10 protein-coding genes are annotated in these 13,374 nt (G+C 40.9%); 4 read left to right on the forward strand and 6 right to left on the reverse strand.

Going from position 1 to position 13,374, the window contains the following annotated elements:
* Positions 1 to 215 precede the first annotated feature (215 nt).
* Positions 216 to 2,153 (forward strand): molecular chaperone HtpG, encoded by a 1,938-nt coding sequence (gene htpG / locus OCV60_RS04430; protein ID WP_117784778.1) that lies wholly within the window; start codon positions 216 to 218, stop codon positions 2,151 to 2,153.
* Between the two features lie 273 nt (positions 2,154 to 2,426).
* Here the strand turns inward: htpG and OCV60_RS04435 are convergent, their stop codons facing one another.
* Both OCV60_RS04435 and pyrE read right to left on the reverse strand, forming a co-directional pair.
* On the reverse strand, positions 2,427 to 3,296 hold the full coding sequence (locus tag OCV60_RS04435; RefSeq protein WP_008400640.1) for a methionyl aminopeptidase: 870 nt from the start codon (positions 3,294 to 3,296) through the stop codon (positions 2,427 to 2,429).
* A 17-nt stretch (positions 3,297 to 3,313) separates the two neighbouring features.
* Entirely contained in the window at positions 3,314 to 3,988 is a 675-nt protein-coding gene (gene pyrE, locus OCV60_RS04440; RefSeq protein ID WP_044944879.1) for an orotate phosphoribosyltransferase, read from the reverse strand.
* 240 nt (positions 3,989 to 4,228) lie between these two features.
* On the opposite strand from pyrE, the gene OCV60_RS04445 reads away from it, so the two are divergent.
* The 3 genes from OCV60_RS04445 to OCV60_RS04455 are packed head-to-tail and all read left to right on the forward strand — an operon-like array spanning position 4,229 to position 6,626.
* On the forward strand, positions 4,229 to 5,194 hold the full coding sequence (locus OCV60_RS04445; protein ID WP_262529501.1) for a TAXI family TRAP transporter solute-binding subunit: 966 nt from the start codon (positions 4,229 to 4,231) through the stop codon (positions 5,192 to 5,194).
* Between the two features lie 25 nt (positions 5,195 to 5,219).
* Positions 5,220 to 6,407, forward strand: coding sequence for a sodium/glutamate symporter (gene gltS, locus OCV60_RS04450; protein ID WP_008400636.1), 1,188 nt, complete (start codon positions 5,220 to 5,222; stop codon positions 6,405 to 6,407).
* Between the two features lie 15 nt (positions 6,408 to 6,422).
* Complete coding sequence (locus OCV60_RS04455; RefSeq protein ID WP_021944174.1) at positions 6,423 to 6,626, forward strand: hypothetical protein; 204 nt, start codon at positions 6,423 to 6,425, stop codon at positions 6,624 to 6,626.
* A gap of 165 nt (positions 6,627 to 6,791) precedes the next feature.
* Here OCV60_RS04455 and OCV60_RS04460 read toward each other — a convergent pair whose 3' ends face one another.
* The 4 genes from OCV60_RS04460 to pyrF all read right to left on the reverse strand — a co-directional run bounded on the left by OCV60_RS04460 (position 6,792) and on the right by pyrF (position 13,363).
* Positions 6,792 to 10,613, reverse strand: coding sequence for a bifunctional diguanylate cyclase/phosphodiesterase (locus tag OCV60_RS04460; protein ID WP_262529504.1), 3,822 nt, complete (start codon positions 10,611 to 10,613; stop codon positions 6,792 to 6,794).
* Positions 10,614 to 10,667: 54 nt separating this feature from the next.
* Complete coding sequence (locus OCV60_RS04465; protein ID WP_008400631.1) at positions 10,668 to 11,579, reverse strand: dihydroorotate dehydrogenase; 912 nt, start codon at positions 11,577 to 11,579, stop codon at positions 10,668 to 10,670.
* Complete coding sequence (locus OCV60_RS04470) at positions 11,579 to 12,343, reverse strand: dihydroorotate dehydrogenase electron transfer subunit (protein WP_117784772.1); 765 nt, start codon at positions 12,341 to 12,343, stop codon at positions 11,579 to 11,581. The genes OCV60_RS04465 and OCV60_RS04470 overlap by 1 nt, the downstream gene beginning before the upstream one ends.
* Before the next feature lie 99 nt (positions 12,344 to 12,442).
* The gene (pyrF, locus tag OCV60_RS04475; protein ID WP_021944171.1) at positions 12,443 to 13,363 is read right to left on the reverse strand and encodes an orotidine-5'-phosphate decarboxylase; all 921 of its coding nucleotides are present in this window, start codon (positions 13,361 to 13,363) and stop codon (positions 12,443 to 12,445) included.
* Between the last annotated feature and the right edge of the window lie 11 nt (positions 13,364 to 13,374).

A 13,374-nucleotide genomic window follows, 5' to 3' on the forward strand; every position in this document is an offset into this window, starting at 1 on the left:
AACCATAAAATATTTATGAATTATTAGCACTCAACATATTTGAGTGCTAATTTTGTCTTGACTTCTATTTTTTTCTGATTTATGATACCTGTTAGTGATAACACAGAACAGATAGGGCAGATATTTCTCGCATTACACATATATAGATATTTGCGTATTCCGATTTGTTCTGACAACTGGAATAATATAGAATTTATATAAGGAGATGCATTTTTATGAAAAAAGGAAGTTTATCAATTAACAGCGAAAACATTTTCCCTGTCATCAAGAAATGGCTGTATTCCGACCATGATATCTTTGTCAGGGAATTAATCTCAAACGGCTGTGATGCTGTAACAAAATTAAAGAAATTATCTCTGATGGGCGAATTTGACGAACCGGACGAACCTTATCGTATCGATGTGATCGCAAGCCCGGACAACAAGACCTTACAGTTTATTGATAATGGTATCGGTATGACTGCTGAAGAAGTCGAAAAGTATATTAATCAGATTGCATTTTCCGGTGCTGCTGCTTTCCTTGAGCAGTACAAGGACAAGGCAACAGAGGAACAGATCATCGGTCATTTCGGACTCGGTTTCTACTCCGCATTTATGGTTGCCGATAAGGTAACGATCGAATCCCTTTCCTACAAACAGGACGCAGAACCTGTATATTGGGAATGTGAGAACGGAACAGACTTCTCCATGGATAAAGGCGACAAAGAAACCAGAGGTACTGTTATCACCCTGTATCTGAATGAAGACAGCTATGAATTTGCAAATGAATACCGCATCAAAGAAGTAATCGACAAATACTGCTCTTTCATGCCTGTAGAAATCTACTTTACAAATGCAGATGCCCCTGCAAAAGACGAAGAAGAAAAGGCAACCAAAGCTGAAGCATCGGAAGAAGCTACTGCTGAAACCGATGAAACAAAGGATGCTGCCGAAAAGAAAGAAAAAGAAGCACCAAAGCCTTTAAATACTACAACACCTCTCTGGACCAAGCATCCAAATGACTGTACAGACGATGAATACAAAGACTTCTATCATAAAGTATTCCATGATTACAAAGATCCATTGTTCTGGATCCACCTGAACATGGACTATCCATTTAACCTGAAAGGAATCCTGTACTTCCCTAAGATCAATACCCAGTATGATAATCTGGAAGGAACGATCAAGTTGTATAACAACCAGGTATTCGTAGCTGATAATATCAAAGAAGTTATCCCTGAATTCCTGATGCTGTTAAAAGGTACCATCGACTGTCCGGATCTTCCGCTGAACGTATCCAGAAGTGCTCTGCAGAATGATGGATTTGTTAAGAAGATCTCCGATTACATCACAAAGAAGGTAGCCGATAAATTATCCGGTATGTATAAGGTTCACAGAGAAGATTATGAGAAATATTGGGATGACATCAACCCATTTATCAAATTCGGCTGCTTAAAGGATGAGAAATTCTTAGAGAAGATGAAAGACTTCTGTATCTACAAGAATCTGGAAGGCAAATACCTGACTCTGCCGGAATATCTGGAAGCCGGAAAAGAAAAATACGAAAACAAAGTCTTCTATGTTACGGATGAAGTTGCTCAGTCACAGTACATTAACATGTTCAAAGAGGAAGGCATGGATGCCCTAATCATGACACAGACGATTGACAGCCCATTTATCACGCTTCTGGAACAGAAAAATGAAAATGTACATTTCTACAGAATCGATGCAGATCTGTCCGATAATTTTGTAGATGAATCATTATCCGAAGAAACAGCAAAGGATTATACCGACAAGCTGACCGAACTCTTCAAGAAAGCACTGGATGTCGAAAATATCACGATCAAGGTAGAAGCATTAAAGAATAAAGACTTATCTTCTATGCTGACCTTATCCGAAGAATCCAGACGTATGCAGGAAATGATGAAGATGTATGGTATGGCCGGTATGGGCATGGATCCTGCCATGTTCGGCGGCAAGGGTGAAACACTGGTATTAAATGCCAACAATAATCTGGTCAAATATGTCCTTGACAACCCGGATGGCGAGAACACTCCTACCATCTGCTGTCAGTTATATGATCTGGCAGTCCTTGCCAACAGACCATTATCTGCCGATGCCATGACCAAGTTCGTCGCAAGAAGCAACGAGATCTTAAGCATTCTGGCCAAATAATGCCATTCATTTAAAATATAAAACACAGGGATTGCCCCTATACAGACCATAAGCCCCATTATAAATGACTCGTTACGGTTTCTGTTCAATGCATATGCCTGATTCGTAAATACTCCTGCGCTAACTCGCCAACTAAACGTTGGCTCAGACAAGCGCTCGTATTTACTGGCAATATGCATTTCACGACGAAACCTTCACTAAATGTCATATTACAATGGGGCTTATGGTCTGTATAGGGGCAATCCCTGTGTTTTGTATAATTATATGAAAGTATTATTTGGCCAGAATCTCAATTCCGTGCTCGGTCATAAGAAGGGTGTATTCCCACTGGGCAGATGGCTTGCCATCATCTGTACGGATTGTCCAGCCATCGTCAGCATCCTGCCATACGTCAGGCACACCAAGATTGATCATTGGCTCAATCGTAAATGTCATGCTTGGAGCAATCACATAATCCTTGCCCGGCTGTCCGATATGGCTGACATACGGATCTTCATGGATATCAAGTCCCACACCATGTCCGCCGATCTCACGGACGACAGAATAGCCCTGCTCTTTGGCAAATGTATTGATCGCATATCCGATATCACCGATCGTCGAATATGGCTTACATACTTCTACTCCAAGATCCAGTGCTTTCTTTGTATCCTCTACCAGTTTCTTCCAGACCGGATCAACATCTCCGATCATGAACATACGGGATGAATCGCCAAAATATCCATTATATTTCGTTGTACAGTCAATGTTGACAATATCTCCATTTTTCAGGATTGTTTTCTCATCCGGGATACCATGACAGACAACATCGTTGATCGATATACAGACACTCTTCGGATATCCTTCATATCCAAGGCAGGCAGGTATTGCATTGATTGATTTCGTATATTCATAGATTCTTCGATCAAGCTCACCTGTAGATACTCCTTCTTTTACAAATGGAGTGATGAAATCAAGCACCTCTGTATTTACCTTGGATGCCACACGGATTCCTTCGATCTGTTCCGGTGAACGCATCATTCTTCTCGTCGGGATCTTATATCCCTTTAGCTTCATTTCTTCCAGTTTGCTGTCGATGTTCAAATGGCAGGATTTGTATTTCTTTCCACTTCCGCACCAACAGATATCATTTCTTCCTAGTTTCATTTTTCTACCAACCGTTTCTACTTTACGCCATAAATGTCATAATAAGCATCGATCGCAGCCTTTAACTTATCATCGATTATGACTTTTCCCTTATATTCTTTATTATATAAATGCTCTACAACCTCTGCCATTGTAACAATAGCAGTTGTCTGGATACCATATTCTTCCTGAATCTCTGTCAGTGCACTCTTCTTGCCCTGTCCACGCTCCATACGGTCAACAGAAACAACGAGTCCCATAACATCTACATCTCCCTGTGCCTTAATGATCGGCATAGTCTCCTGAATTGATGTTCCGGCTGTTGTTACATCTTCAATGATAACAACCTTATCACCATCTGAGATCGGGCTTCCGAGTAAGATCCCCTTATCTCCGTGATCCTTGATCTCTTTTCTGTTTGAGCAATATTTGATGTCTTCATCATACATTTCTGCAATTGACATGGTAGTTGCTACTGAAAGCGGAATTCCCTTGTATGCAGGTCCAAACAATACATCAAAATCAAGACCAAACGCACTGTTGATTGCTTCCGCATAGAACTCACCCAGTCTCTTTAACTGTGCCCCTGTTCTGTAAAATCCGGTATTTACAAAGAAAGGTGTTTTTCTTCCACTCTTTGTTGTAAAATCTCCAAATTTTAATACATTACAATCGATCATAAATTCAATGAATTCCTGTTTGTACTGTTCCATTTTTCTTTCATTCCTCCTTGATTTCAGACCATTTATGTACCCTTTAGTTAGGCATTTCGAACTCATTCTAGCACAAATGGTTTCGAAACACAAATGGTTAATTTTTTCTGTTCCATTTTGTATCTAATTGTTGTACAATAGCCAAAGGTCTATATTTTTCGACATACCTTTAGAACAATTCCGTCCTATATTACCATATTTACGAAAAAATATATACATTAGAAAGGAAATTTTATCAATATGAAGAAAAAAACAGCACTTTTTCTCTGTCTGATCCTGCTTATTTCCACTATCGGAACAGGATGCAGCAGCAAAAAAGACGCCATCCGATTCGGTGCGGCGGATATCGGCGGTATCTATTATACCTTTGCAAATGCTTATGCCGGTCTGGTCAACAACGATGCCCCTGATTACAGCATTGAAGTAAAGAAGACTGCCGGATCTGCGGCAAATCTACGACTGCTTGCCGACGGTTACATTGATCTCTGTATTGCACAAAATGATATGATTGACGACGCAGTAAACGGTACAGGCACATTTGCGGGGAAATCGATCAGTGGATATTCCGCTATCGCCTCTCTGTATCCGGAAGCCTGCCAGATCATTGTAAAAAAAGATTCAAACATCAAGTCTCTCGATGACCTGACCGGAAAAACCATAAGCATCGGAGCATCCGATTCCGGTACGGAACGAAATGCAAAACAGATCCTTGAGGTTGCCGGTCTGAATAACGATCTGGTCACAACCACAAACCTTGACTATATCGATGCTGCCGAAAGCCTGGTTTCCGGTGAAATTGATGCTTTCTTTGTTACAGCAGGCATTCAGACCACGGTCATTGAAGAGCTGACAAGAACCTGTGATATCCGTTTGATCGGACTTAACGACAGTTGTAAAAATAAGCTATTGTCTGCTTATTCGTATTACTCCGATTTTACCATTCCCGCAAATACCTATTCCGGTCAGACCGAGGATGTATCAACGGTCTGTGTGCAGGCTGTCATGCTTGCAGATAACGACTTATCGAAGGATACTGTAGAAGATCTTACGAGGCTGCTGTTTGAACATGCAAATGATCTGCAATATTCACTTTCGATCGATATGCAGTTAAATGAACAGGCAGCAACAAAGGGCATCACGATCCCATTTCACAAAGGGGCTGCTGCTTACTACAAAGAAAAAGGGATTACCGTTGATGTACGATAATTTCTGAACATAAGAAAGGGTAATTATGAAAATTCAATTAGATATGTATCAGACACTTGCGATTGCCGTCCTTGTGTTGATGCTTGGAACATTTTTGAAAAAAAGAATCTTCTTTCTGGAAAAATTCTGTATACCTTCTCCTGTTATCGGTGGACTCTTATTTGCAATCTTCACCTGTATCTGTTACAGTACGGGATTGGCAGAATTTTCCTTTGATGATACCCTACGGGAAGTCTGTATGGTATTCTTCTTTACCTCTGTAGGTTTTCAGGCAAATCTGAAGGTCTTAAAGAGCGGTGGCAAATCACTGGCGGTCTTTCTGGGACTTGTTATTGCTCTGATCGTACTTCAAAACCTACTCGCTGTCGGCATGTCCAGGATCCTTGGACTTGACCCTCTGATTGGTATGTGTACCGGATCAATCCCAATGGTCGGCGGACACGGAACCGCAGGTGCCTTCGGTCCGGTTCTGGAAGACTTTGACATATCCGGTGCAACCACAATCTGTACTGCAGCTGCAACCTTTGGTTTGATTGCCGGAAGTCTGATCGGCGGTCCACTCGGAAAACGACTGATTGAGAAGAAGAATCTGTTAGAAACGGTTGTGCCTGAAGATGACAGTCTTTTGATCGAAGAAGAAAAGAAACATGAACGTCATACAAATATGTATGCAGCTGCTGTTTTTCAATTGATCCTTGCAATAGGACTCGGAACGATATTCTCATGGTTACTGACAAAAACCGGGTTAACTTTTCCAATCTACATCGGTGCTATGATCGCAGCCGCACTGATTCGAAATATCGGTGAATATTCCGGTAAGTTCACGATTCATATGGGTGAGATCAACGACCTTGGCGGTATTGCTCTCTCCCTGTTCCTCGGTATTGCAATGATCACATTAAAACTATGGCAGCTTGCATCTCTCGCTCTTCCATTATTTATCCTGCTGACCAGTCAGGTTATTCTGATCTGTCTGTTCACATACTTTGTTGAATTCAACATCATGGGACGTGACTACGATGCTGCTGTTCTGGTTGCCGGAACCTGTGGTTTTGGAATGGGGGCAACACCAAATGCCATGGCAAATATGCAGGCAATCTGTGATAAATATTCGCCATCCGTAAAAGCCTATCTCCTGATTCCGCTTGTTGGCAGTTTATTTGCAGACTTTATCAACAGCCTTGTTATTACATTCTTCATCAACCTGTTATAAAAGGAGGATATTCTCATGTTCGGACATAGAAAAGATAAGAAAAAAGATTATAATCTGACTTACGACAATCTCGCAATCCCTGAAATTCATACGCAGTCAGACTCGGATTCGAGTGATGCTGACACTTCGAATCCTGTACATACAGAATCTTCCAAGGAGGAAGCGAACATCTCCTATGATGTCGCCATCCCTGAAGTTCATATCCGGAAGAAAAAATAAAAAACTCCCTACAGACAGCATATATATTTTATGTAGCAGACCTATCTGAACGTCGGTTCTTAACGAATCACTGTAAAGTGATGAGTTTAGCACCGCTACGTGAAGATAGAACGAAAGTGTTCTGCGAAATAAAGATATATATGTCGTCTATAGGGAGTCTTTTATTTATTCTTCTCTTTTCATATAGACCTGCTCGAAGGATTCGATATTCACAGGCTTACTATACAGATAGCCCTGAATATGGTTGCATCCCATTTCCTTCAGGTATTCTGCCTGTTCCTTGGTCTCTACTCCTTCCGCTATACATTCCACTCCAAGATCTGTGCACATCTCAACCAGATGTCTTAGAATCGTTCTGCTGGCTATATTCTTGTCTATATTATAAACCATACTCCGATCCAGCTTGATCACATCAAACTTCATAGAAGAAAGAATCGATACATTGGAATATTTGGTTCCAAAGTCATCCATGGCAATCCTGAAACCTGCAGTATGCAGTTTATTTGCAATTCTGGTAACCATCTCATGTTCCATCTCACCAACAGACTCTGTAATCTCGATCTCGATCATATCCTTTGGAACTCCATAAGATTCAACAATCGCATTGATACGCTCCGGCATATCTTCTTCCAACAGAGATATTCTAGAAAAATTACAGGAGACCGGGATCAGATTATACCCTTCTTTTTTCCAACGTATAAGCATTTTACATACATTTTCAAGCACAAAGAGATCCATATACTTTATATTTCTGCTTTTTTCCAGACGATCGATCACATTTGCGAGGTTATCCGGTTTGGCATATCTCACCAGTGCTTCTGCACCATAACAACGATCATTCGAATAGTCCACCTTCGGCTGTAAATACACAAAGAACATTCCGTCTTCAATGTCTTTTTTTACAAGCTCTCTCGTTAATGTACTCCATTTATAAGAATGTTCATCCTTCTGATCGTACCACTTCTGTTTCTCCATATAGAGCATATCATACGCATGGTTTTCCATCCGCTTGATATCTTTCTCATAATCATCCCATACATATCCGATACATGCCGTAAAATCGCCAATCTTAAGCTGACCTTTCAATGCACGAACCTGATCCAGAAAATCACACTGTGAAATATTCTCACAAATTACAGCAAAATCATCATCTCCAATCCGATAAATACAGGATTTCGGAAATACCTTATCTAACAGTCGGTAATAATCGATCATCAGATTATCAACAAAGGACTGTCCAAATTCATCAAATATGTTACGCACTTCATTGATATCAATAATCACTATACCCACTGATTCCAGATTCTGTCTGCGGATTATGTAATCCATATAGCAGATACGATTATATGCTCCCGTTATACGATCATGCGTTACTTCATAATTTCGTTCTTCTGCAAGCGCCCGGCTGACAATATCATTTCCAATATACAAGGACAAAAGATTCATAAGCTTCAGGTCGCCACTGTGAAGCTGCGGATTAAAGATAATGATCCTTCCAATAATCTCAGACTTATTGTCTTTGATCGGGACAGAATACATTGACCATATCCTGTTTTCCAAAAAAAACGAATACAGATCCGAAGTTTTGTATGGGTAGTCCGGAATATGATTAATGATCAGTGCACCTTTTTTGCTCGATATACTCTGCAGTTCCTTCCGGACAGTTTCTTTATAAAAGATCTCCAGTTTTTTCCCAAACGAATTACTATTTGCTGATTTCCATTCATGATATTCATATAACTTATTGGAATCACATTCCACCAGACAAGCATGTTTTGCGCCATAATATTCTCCAAGTGTTTCTAACAGTTTGCTGTAATTTAAGGAATGCTCTCCTCCTGTAGAAATCTGTGTAATACTGGATACCAACGCGTCCTCAATATCATAACGGTTAGAAAGAACCTGTGTTACTTTATCGGCATCAGAAATATCAACAGCCATCTCCATACGACACTTTCTTCCATGCCAGTTTACAATCCTGTCTTTTAAAACATATTCTTTTCCGTTATTGAGATTCTTATGATGCGAGATAAAACTCTTCTCCGTTGATAACAGCTTATTCGTACAGAAGCTGCACGGAAGATCCATACCCTGAAGCACCTTATAACAATGCTTGTCAATATAAGAAGTATCGTCTTCATCCAGACCAACACCAAGCTTCGCTGCCTTATTCATATATTGCAGCTTATAAGAATTCATCTCCGTTACATATACAACATCCGAGATATCATCCAACAGATAATCCTCTTCATCCGAATAACTGCTGAACTTAGAATTTAATACCGGTTTAGCTTCATCCATCTTCTCACAGAAAAGCATACAGCGGTCTTTGCCCTGCCGTTTGGAATAATATAACGCCTGATCCGCTTTATAATATAAAGAATCGAATTTCAACGACTTTGATATAGTATCAACTGCAATACCGATCGATGCCGAGTGCTCCGCCTTACATTTAATCGCACGAATTCCTTTATTAAGTGTCTTCGCAACCATGTATGCCGTATCTTCATCGACTACATCCGGAATAAACATAGAAAATTCATCTCCGCCGAGACGACCACTAAATCCACCATATGTATTTACAACGCTTTCCAGAACAACTGCTGTGTCACACAGCAAATCATCCCCCGCATAATGTCCCAGTGCATCATTTACTAATTTAAAATCATCCAGATCGATCATATAGAGTGCACACAGCGTCTCATCAAATTCCGCAAGGAACCTGGATACTTTAGACACAAAGGTGCTATGATTATAAACCCCTGTAAGAGAATCACGTTCCGCACGTAGAATCAATTCCTGACTCTGCAGCTTCTCCTCATGAATCGAATACAACTTACCTACAATCTTTTTTACCACACCGTTTGTATCAGCAACACTGACAAGCATTGCACGATGCCAGAGATACACACCGTTACCGATAAAATCAACCCTGATTTCAACGGTTTCGGTATCCTTAACAGCTGTAAGTTTAGCCAATACATCTGATACCTCTTTTTTATCTTCCGAGTAGATCAACTGACACTGAGCAAGATTTGCAATAAAATCTTTATCATCAAAAACAGTTATGGTTGTGCCATCCATATACTTAGATATATGCATGCTGTCATCTTCTACCGTATAGGAAAACAAGAGTTCATCACTTCCCTGCGCCACTAACTTCAGCATCTCAGTCTGTGCACTCTTTTCCAGTTCTTCTTTCTTTTTATCTGTAATATCTACACAGACAGCGCATATAGAAAAAACGCTTTTTCTTGCCGCAAGAAGCGACAGGCATACCTGCACCCAATAATATGATTCCGGATTATTTTTATTAATAAAGCGATATTCACCAATTGTCATCTTATTTGACAACAAGGTCTCCTTAATCTGTCGTTTCAGTTCTTTCCGATCTTCTTCAAATGCCAGATTGATATATTCATTTCCTTCTGTACCAAGCTGACCTTTTTTCAGGTCGAACATCTTATAAAAGCTCTCACTGATATATTCTACTGTGATCTTCTTATTTCCGATATCAAATACTCCGACACCGCCCGCCAGATTATTGAGAATAGACTCCAGCATACGGTTCTTATCCGCTAATTCCATATTTAGTTCAGAATTGATATCGGTCAGATTTTCAAGCTGCTTCGACAACTTCTTGGTATTCGTTATATCTGTAATAAGGATCTCCCCGCACATTTCTCCTTCTTCCGACTGAAATGCCCTCCCAAAACAAAATACATATATAATTTCACCATTTTTCTTTTTTAACCGATGTCCCAGATATGCTTCTCCCCGGCTCGCCATCTTTGCATAGATGATCTTTGTATAATCCTCCCAATCTTCATCCAGCATAATATCCTTTACATGAAGCTGTAAGTGCTCTACATCTTCCGCAGAATAACCAAGGATCTGTTCAAATCCCTCATCTACCTTTAGAATCTTCATATCTCTGATACGTGTCTGATATCTGGAATATATAATTTCTTCAAATTGTTTTTCCATAACCAACTAACTGCCTCCCCAATACATCCTATAAAGCAGATAACCCAATATCTTTTATTTTACACACCCAATCAACTCATTTATATCATCAATCTGATTCTCGATCAGATACTTCTCAATTCCATCTGTAATCTCCACTGTTGCATATGGATTATTGAAGTTTGCTGTGCCAACTGCAATTGCCGATGCACCGGCCATGATCATTTCGAGAGCATCCTCAGTCGTAGCGATACCGCCCATGCCTATGATCGGAAGCTTGACAGCATTTGCAACCTGATACACCATCCGTACTGCGATCGGATGGATCGCGGGACCTGATACACCGGCAGTCTTATTCTTTACAGCAAATGTACGACGCTTAACATCAATCTTCATGCCTGTAAGTGTATTAATAAGTGACAGCGCATCTGCTCCGCCTGCTTCCGCAGCTCTTGCCATCTCAGTAATATCTGTAACATTCGGACTGAGCTTCATGATCACCGGCTGCTTTGCAACCTTCTTTACTGCCTGTGTTATATCATAAAGAGCTTCCGGCTTCTGACCAAATGCAATTCCTCCCTCTTTTACATTCGGGCAGGATACATTCATCTCAAGCATATCAATATCTGTATCTGCCAGCCGTTCTACGACATCTATATAATCTTCCTTTGACTTTCCGCATACATTTACGATCACTTTTGTATCATATTTTGCAAGGAACGGAAGATCTCTTTTTATAAAAGTATCAATACCCGGATTTTGAAGTCCGATGGCATTCATCATTCCGCCATATGTCTCTGCAATTCTGGGTGTCGGATTGCCCGGCCACGGAACATTTGCCACACCCTTTGTCGTAACTGCTCCCAGACGGTTCAGATCGACAAATTCCGAATACTCCATACCTGAACCAAATGTACCGGATGCAACTGTAATTGGATTCTTCCATTCTACTCCTGCGATGTTTACCGCCATATTTACTTTACTCATTACAGTTCCACCTCCTCAGCATAAAAGACAGGACCATCTGCACAGATCCTTGCATTGTGTACCTTTGAATGCTCATCCACATTCTTTGTCTGACAGACACAGGCAAGACAGGCACCTACACCACATGCCATCTTTTCTTCCAATGAAATCTCACAACGGATATTCTGCTCTGCCGCATACTGTTTGATTCCCCGAAGCATCGGAGTCGGGCCACAGGCATATATGATATCACCGGTTACCGCACATGCTTTGATCGCATCTATTACATTTCCCTTTGTTCCATGCATTCCATCTTCGGAAGACAGATACACACTACCATATGGTTCAAATTCTTCATTTAAGAAAAGCTCATCCCGGTATCCAAGTACGATGGACTTCTCACAGTCCAGCTCTTTTGCGAGCTGCAGCATCGGTGGAATTCCGATCCCTCCACCGATCAGAATTGCTTTTCCGGATTCCTTCATAAAGCCATTTCCAAGCGGACCAAGAATATCAACCGTATCTCCTGCCTGTAATTTTGAGAACTCATTTGTTCCCTTTCCAGCGATACGATATACCAGGCGAAGCGTACCTGCTTCTTTATCAATTCCACATAAACTGATCGGTCTTGGAAGCATACGGCTTCCATCCTTTGAATATACAGAAACAAATTGACCCGCAACCGCCTGCGATGCAATCTCCCCTGCTTTCAGGATCAGACTATATATATCTGTTGCTATACAGGTCTGACTCACAACCTCTGCTGTTATCTTTACTTTTCCCATGTATCTATGTCCTCCCGTGATCTCTTGTATATGATCTGTACGCCTCCACTATCACCACACATCGTGTACTGCATACTGTTTTTCTGATAAATCCGATATTTATAATACGCTGTTGATATCTTCGATCATATCAACAACAGCCTGACGGGAAGCATCTGCATAATTTGCTTCGCCAAATGAAGCATATTTCTCCTGCTTGTATGCTGCAATGATTCCTCTGGATGAATTTACGATCGCACCAAGTCCATCTTCATTGAAATAATGTACCAGATCAGCAGCCTTACCGCCCTGTGCTCCGTAACCCGGAACAAGGATAAATGACTTCGGCATGATCTTACGAAGTACCTTACCCATCTCTGGATACGTTGCTCCTACAACAGCACCGACACTGCTGTAACCGCTCTCACCGATCGCGTCTTTGCCCCATTCATTAACCATAGCGCCAACCAGCTCATATAATGGCTTGCCATCGACCAGACGATCCTGGAATTCTCCGGATGAAGGATTTGATGTCTTGACCAGTACAAAGATCCCCTTCTTTTCTTCCTTACATACATCTACAAAAGGCTTAATTCCATCGGTACCAAGATATGGATTTACAGTTGCAAAATCCTCACCAAATGCGGAATATGTCTTACTTCCGACCGCAACCTTTCCAAGATGTCCGACTGCATATGCTGCAGATGTTGAGCCGATATCGCCTCTTTTAATATCTGCGATCACAACCAGATCCTTTGACTTACAATAATCAACCGTCTTCTGAAATGCCTTTAAGCCCTCGATACCAAACTGCTCATACATAGCGATCTGTGGCTTAACAGCAGGGATCAGATCATGAACCGCATCTACGATACCTTTATTGTACTGCCAGATAGCTTCTGCAGCACCCTCTAAAGTCTCACCATATTCATCAAATGCTGTCTTCTTTATATATTCCGGCACATAGGAAAGCATCGGATCCAGTCCAACAACGATCGGTGCCTTTGTCTCTTTGATTTTTTTTACTAATTTGTCTATCATGTCTTTTCTCC

Origin of the sequence: Coprococcus ammoniilyticus (assembly GCF_025567345.1) — a bacterium.
Taxonomy (GTDB): Bacteria; Bacillota; Clostridia; order Lachnospirales; family Lachnospiraceae; genus Coprococcus; species Coprococcus ammoniilyticus.

Excerpts from the sequence above, each read along its gene's own strand:
- pyrE (WP_044944879.1), bottom strand. The coding sequence starts at position 3,988 with ATGGAACAGTACAAACAGGAATTCATTGAATTTATGATCGATTGTAAT.
- OCV60_RS04470 (WP_117784772.1), bottom strand. The coding sequence starts at position 12,343 with ATGGGAAAAGTAAAGATAACAGCAGAGGTTGTGAGTCAGACCTGTATA.
- gltS (WP_008400636.1), top strand. The coding sequence starts at position 5,220 with ATGAAAATTCAATTAGATATGTATCAGACACTTGCGATTGCCGTCCTT.
- pyrF (WP_021944171.1), bottom strand. The coding sequence starts at position 13,363 with ATGATAGACAAATTAGTAAAAAAAATCAAAGAGACAAAGGCACCGATC.
- htpG (WP_117784778.1), top strand. The coding sequence starts at position 216 with ATGAAAAAAGGAAGTTTATCAATTAACAGCGAAAACATTTTCCCTGTC.
- OCV60_RS04455 (WP_021944174.1), top strand. The coding sequence starts at position 6,423 with ATGTTCGGACATAGAAAAGATAAGAAAAAAGATTATAATCTGACTTAC.
- OCV60_RS04460 (WP_262529504.1), bottom strand. The coding sequence starts at position 10,613 with ATGGAAAAACAATTTGAAGAAATTATATATTCCAGATATCAGACACGT.
- OCV60_RS04445 (WP_262529501.1), top strand. The coding sequence starts at position 4,229 with ATGAAGAAAAAAACAGCACTTTTTCTCTGTCTGATCCTGCTTATTTCC.
- OCV60_RS04435 (WP_008400640.1), bottom strand. The coding sequence starts at position 3,296 with ATGAAACTAGGAAGAAATGATATCTGTTGGTGCGGAAGTGGAAAGAAA.
- OCV60_RS04465 (WP_008400631.1), bottom strand. The coding sequence starts at position 11,579 with ATGAGTAAAGTAAATATGGCGGTAAACATCGCAGGAGTAGAATGGAAG.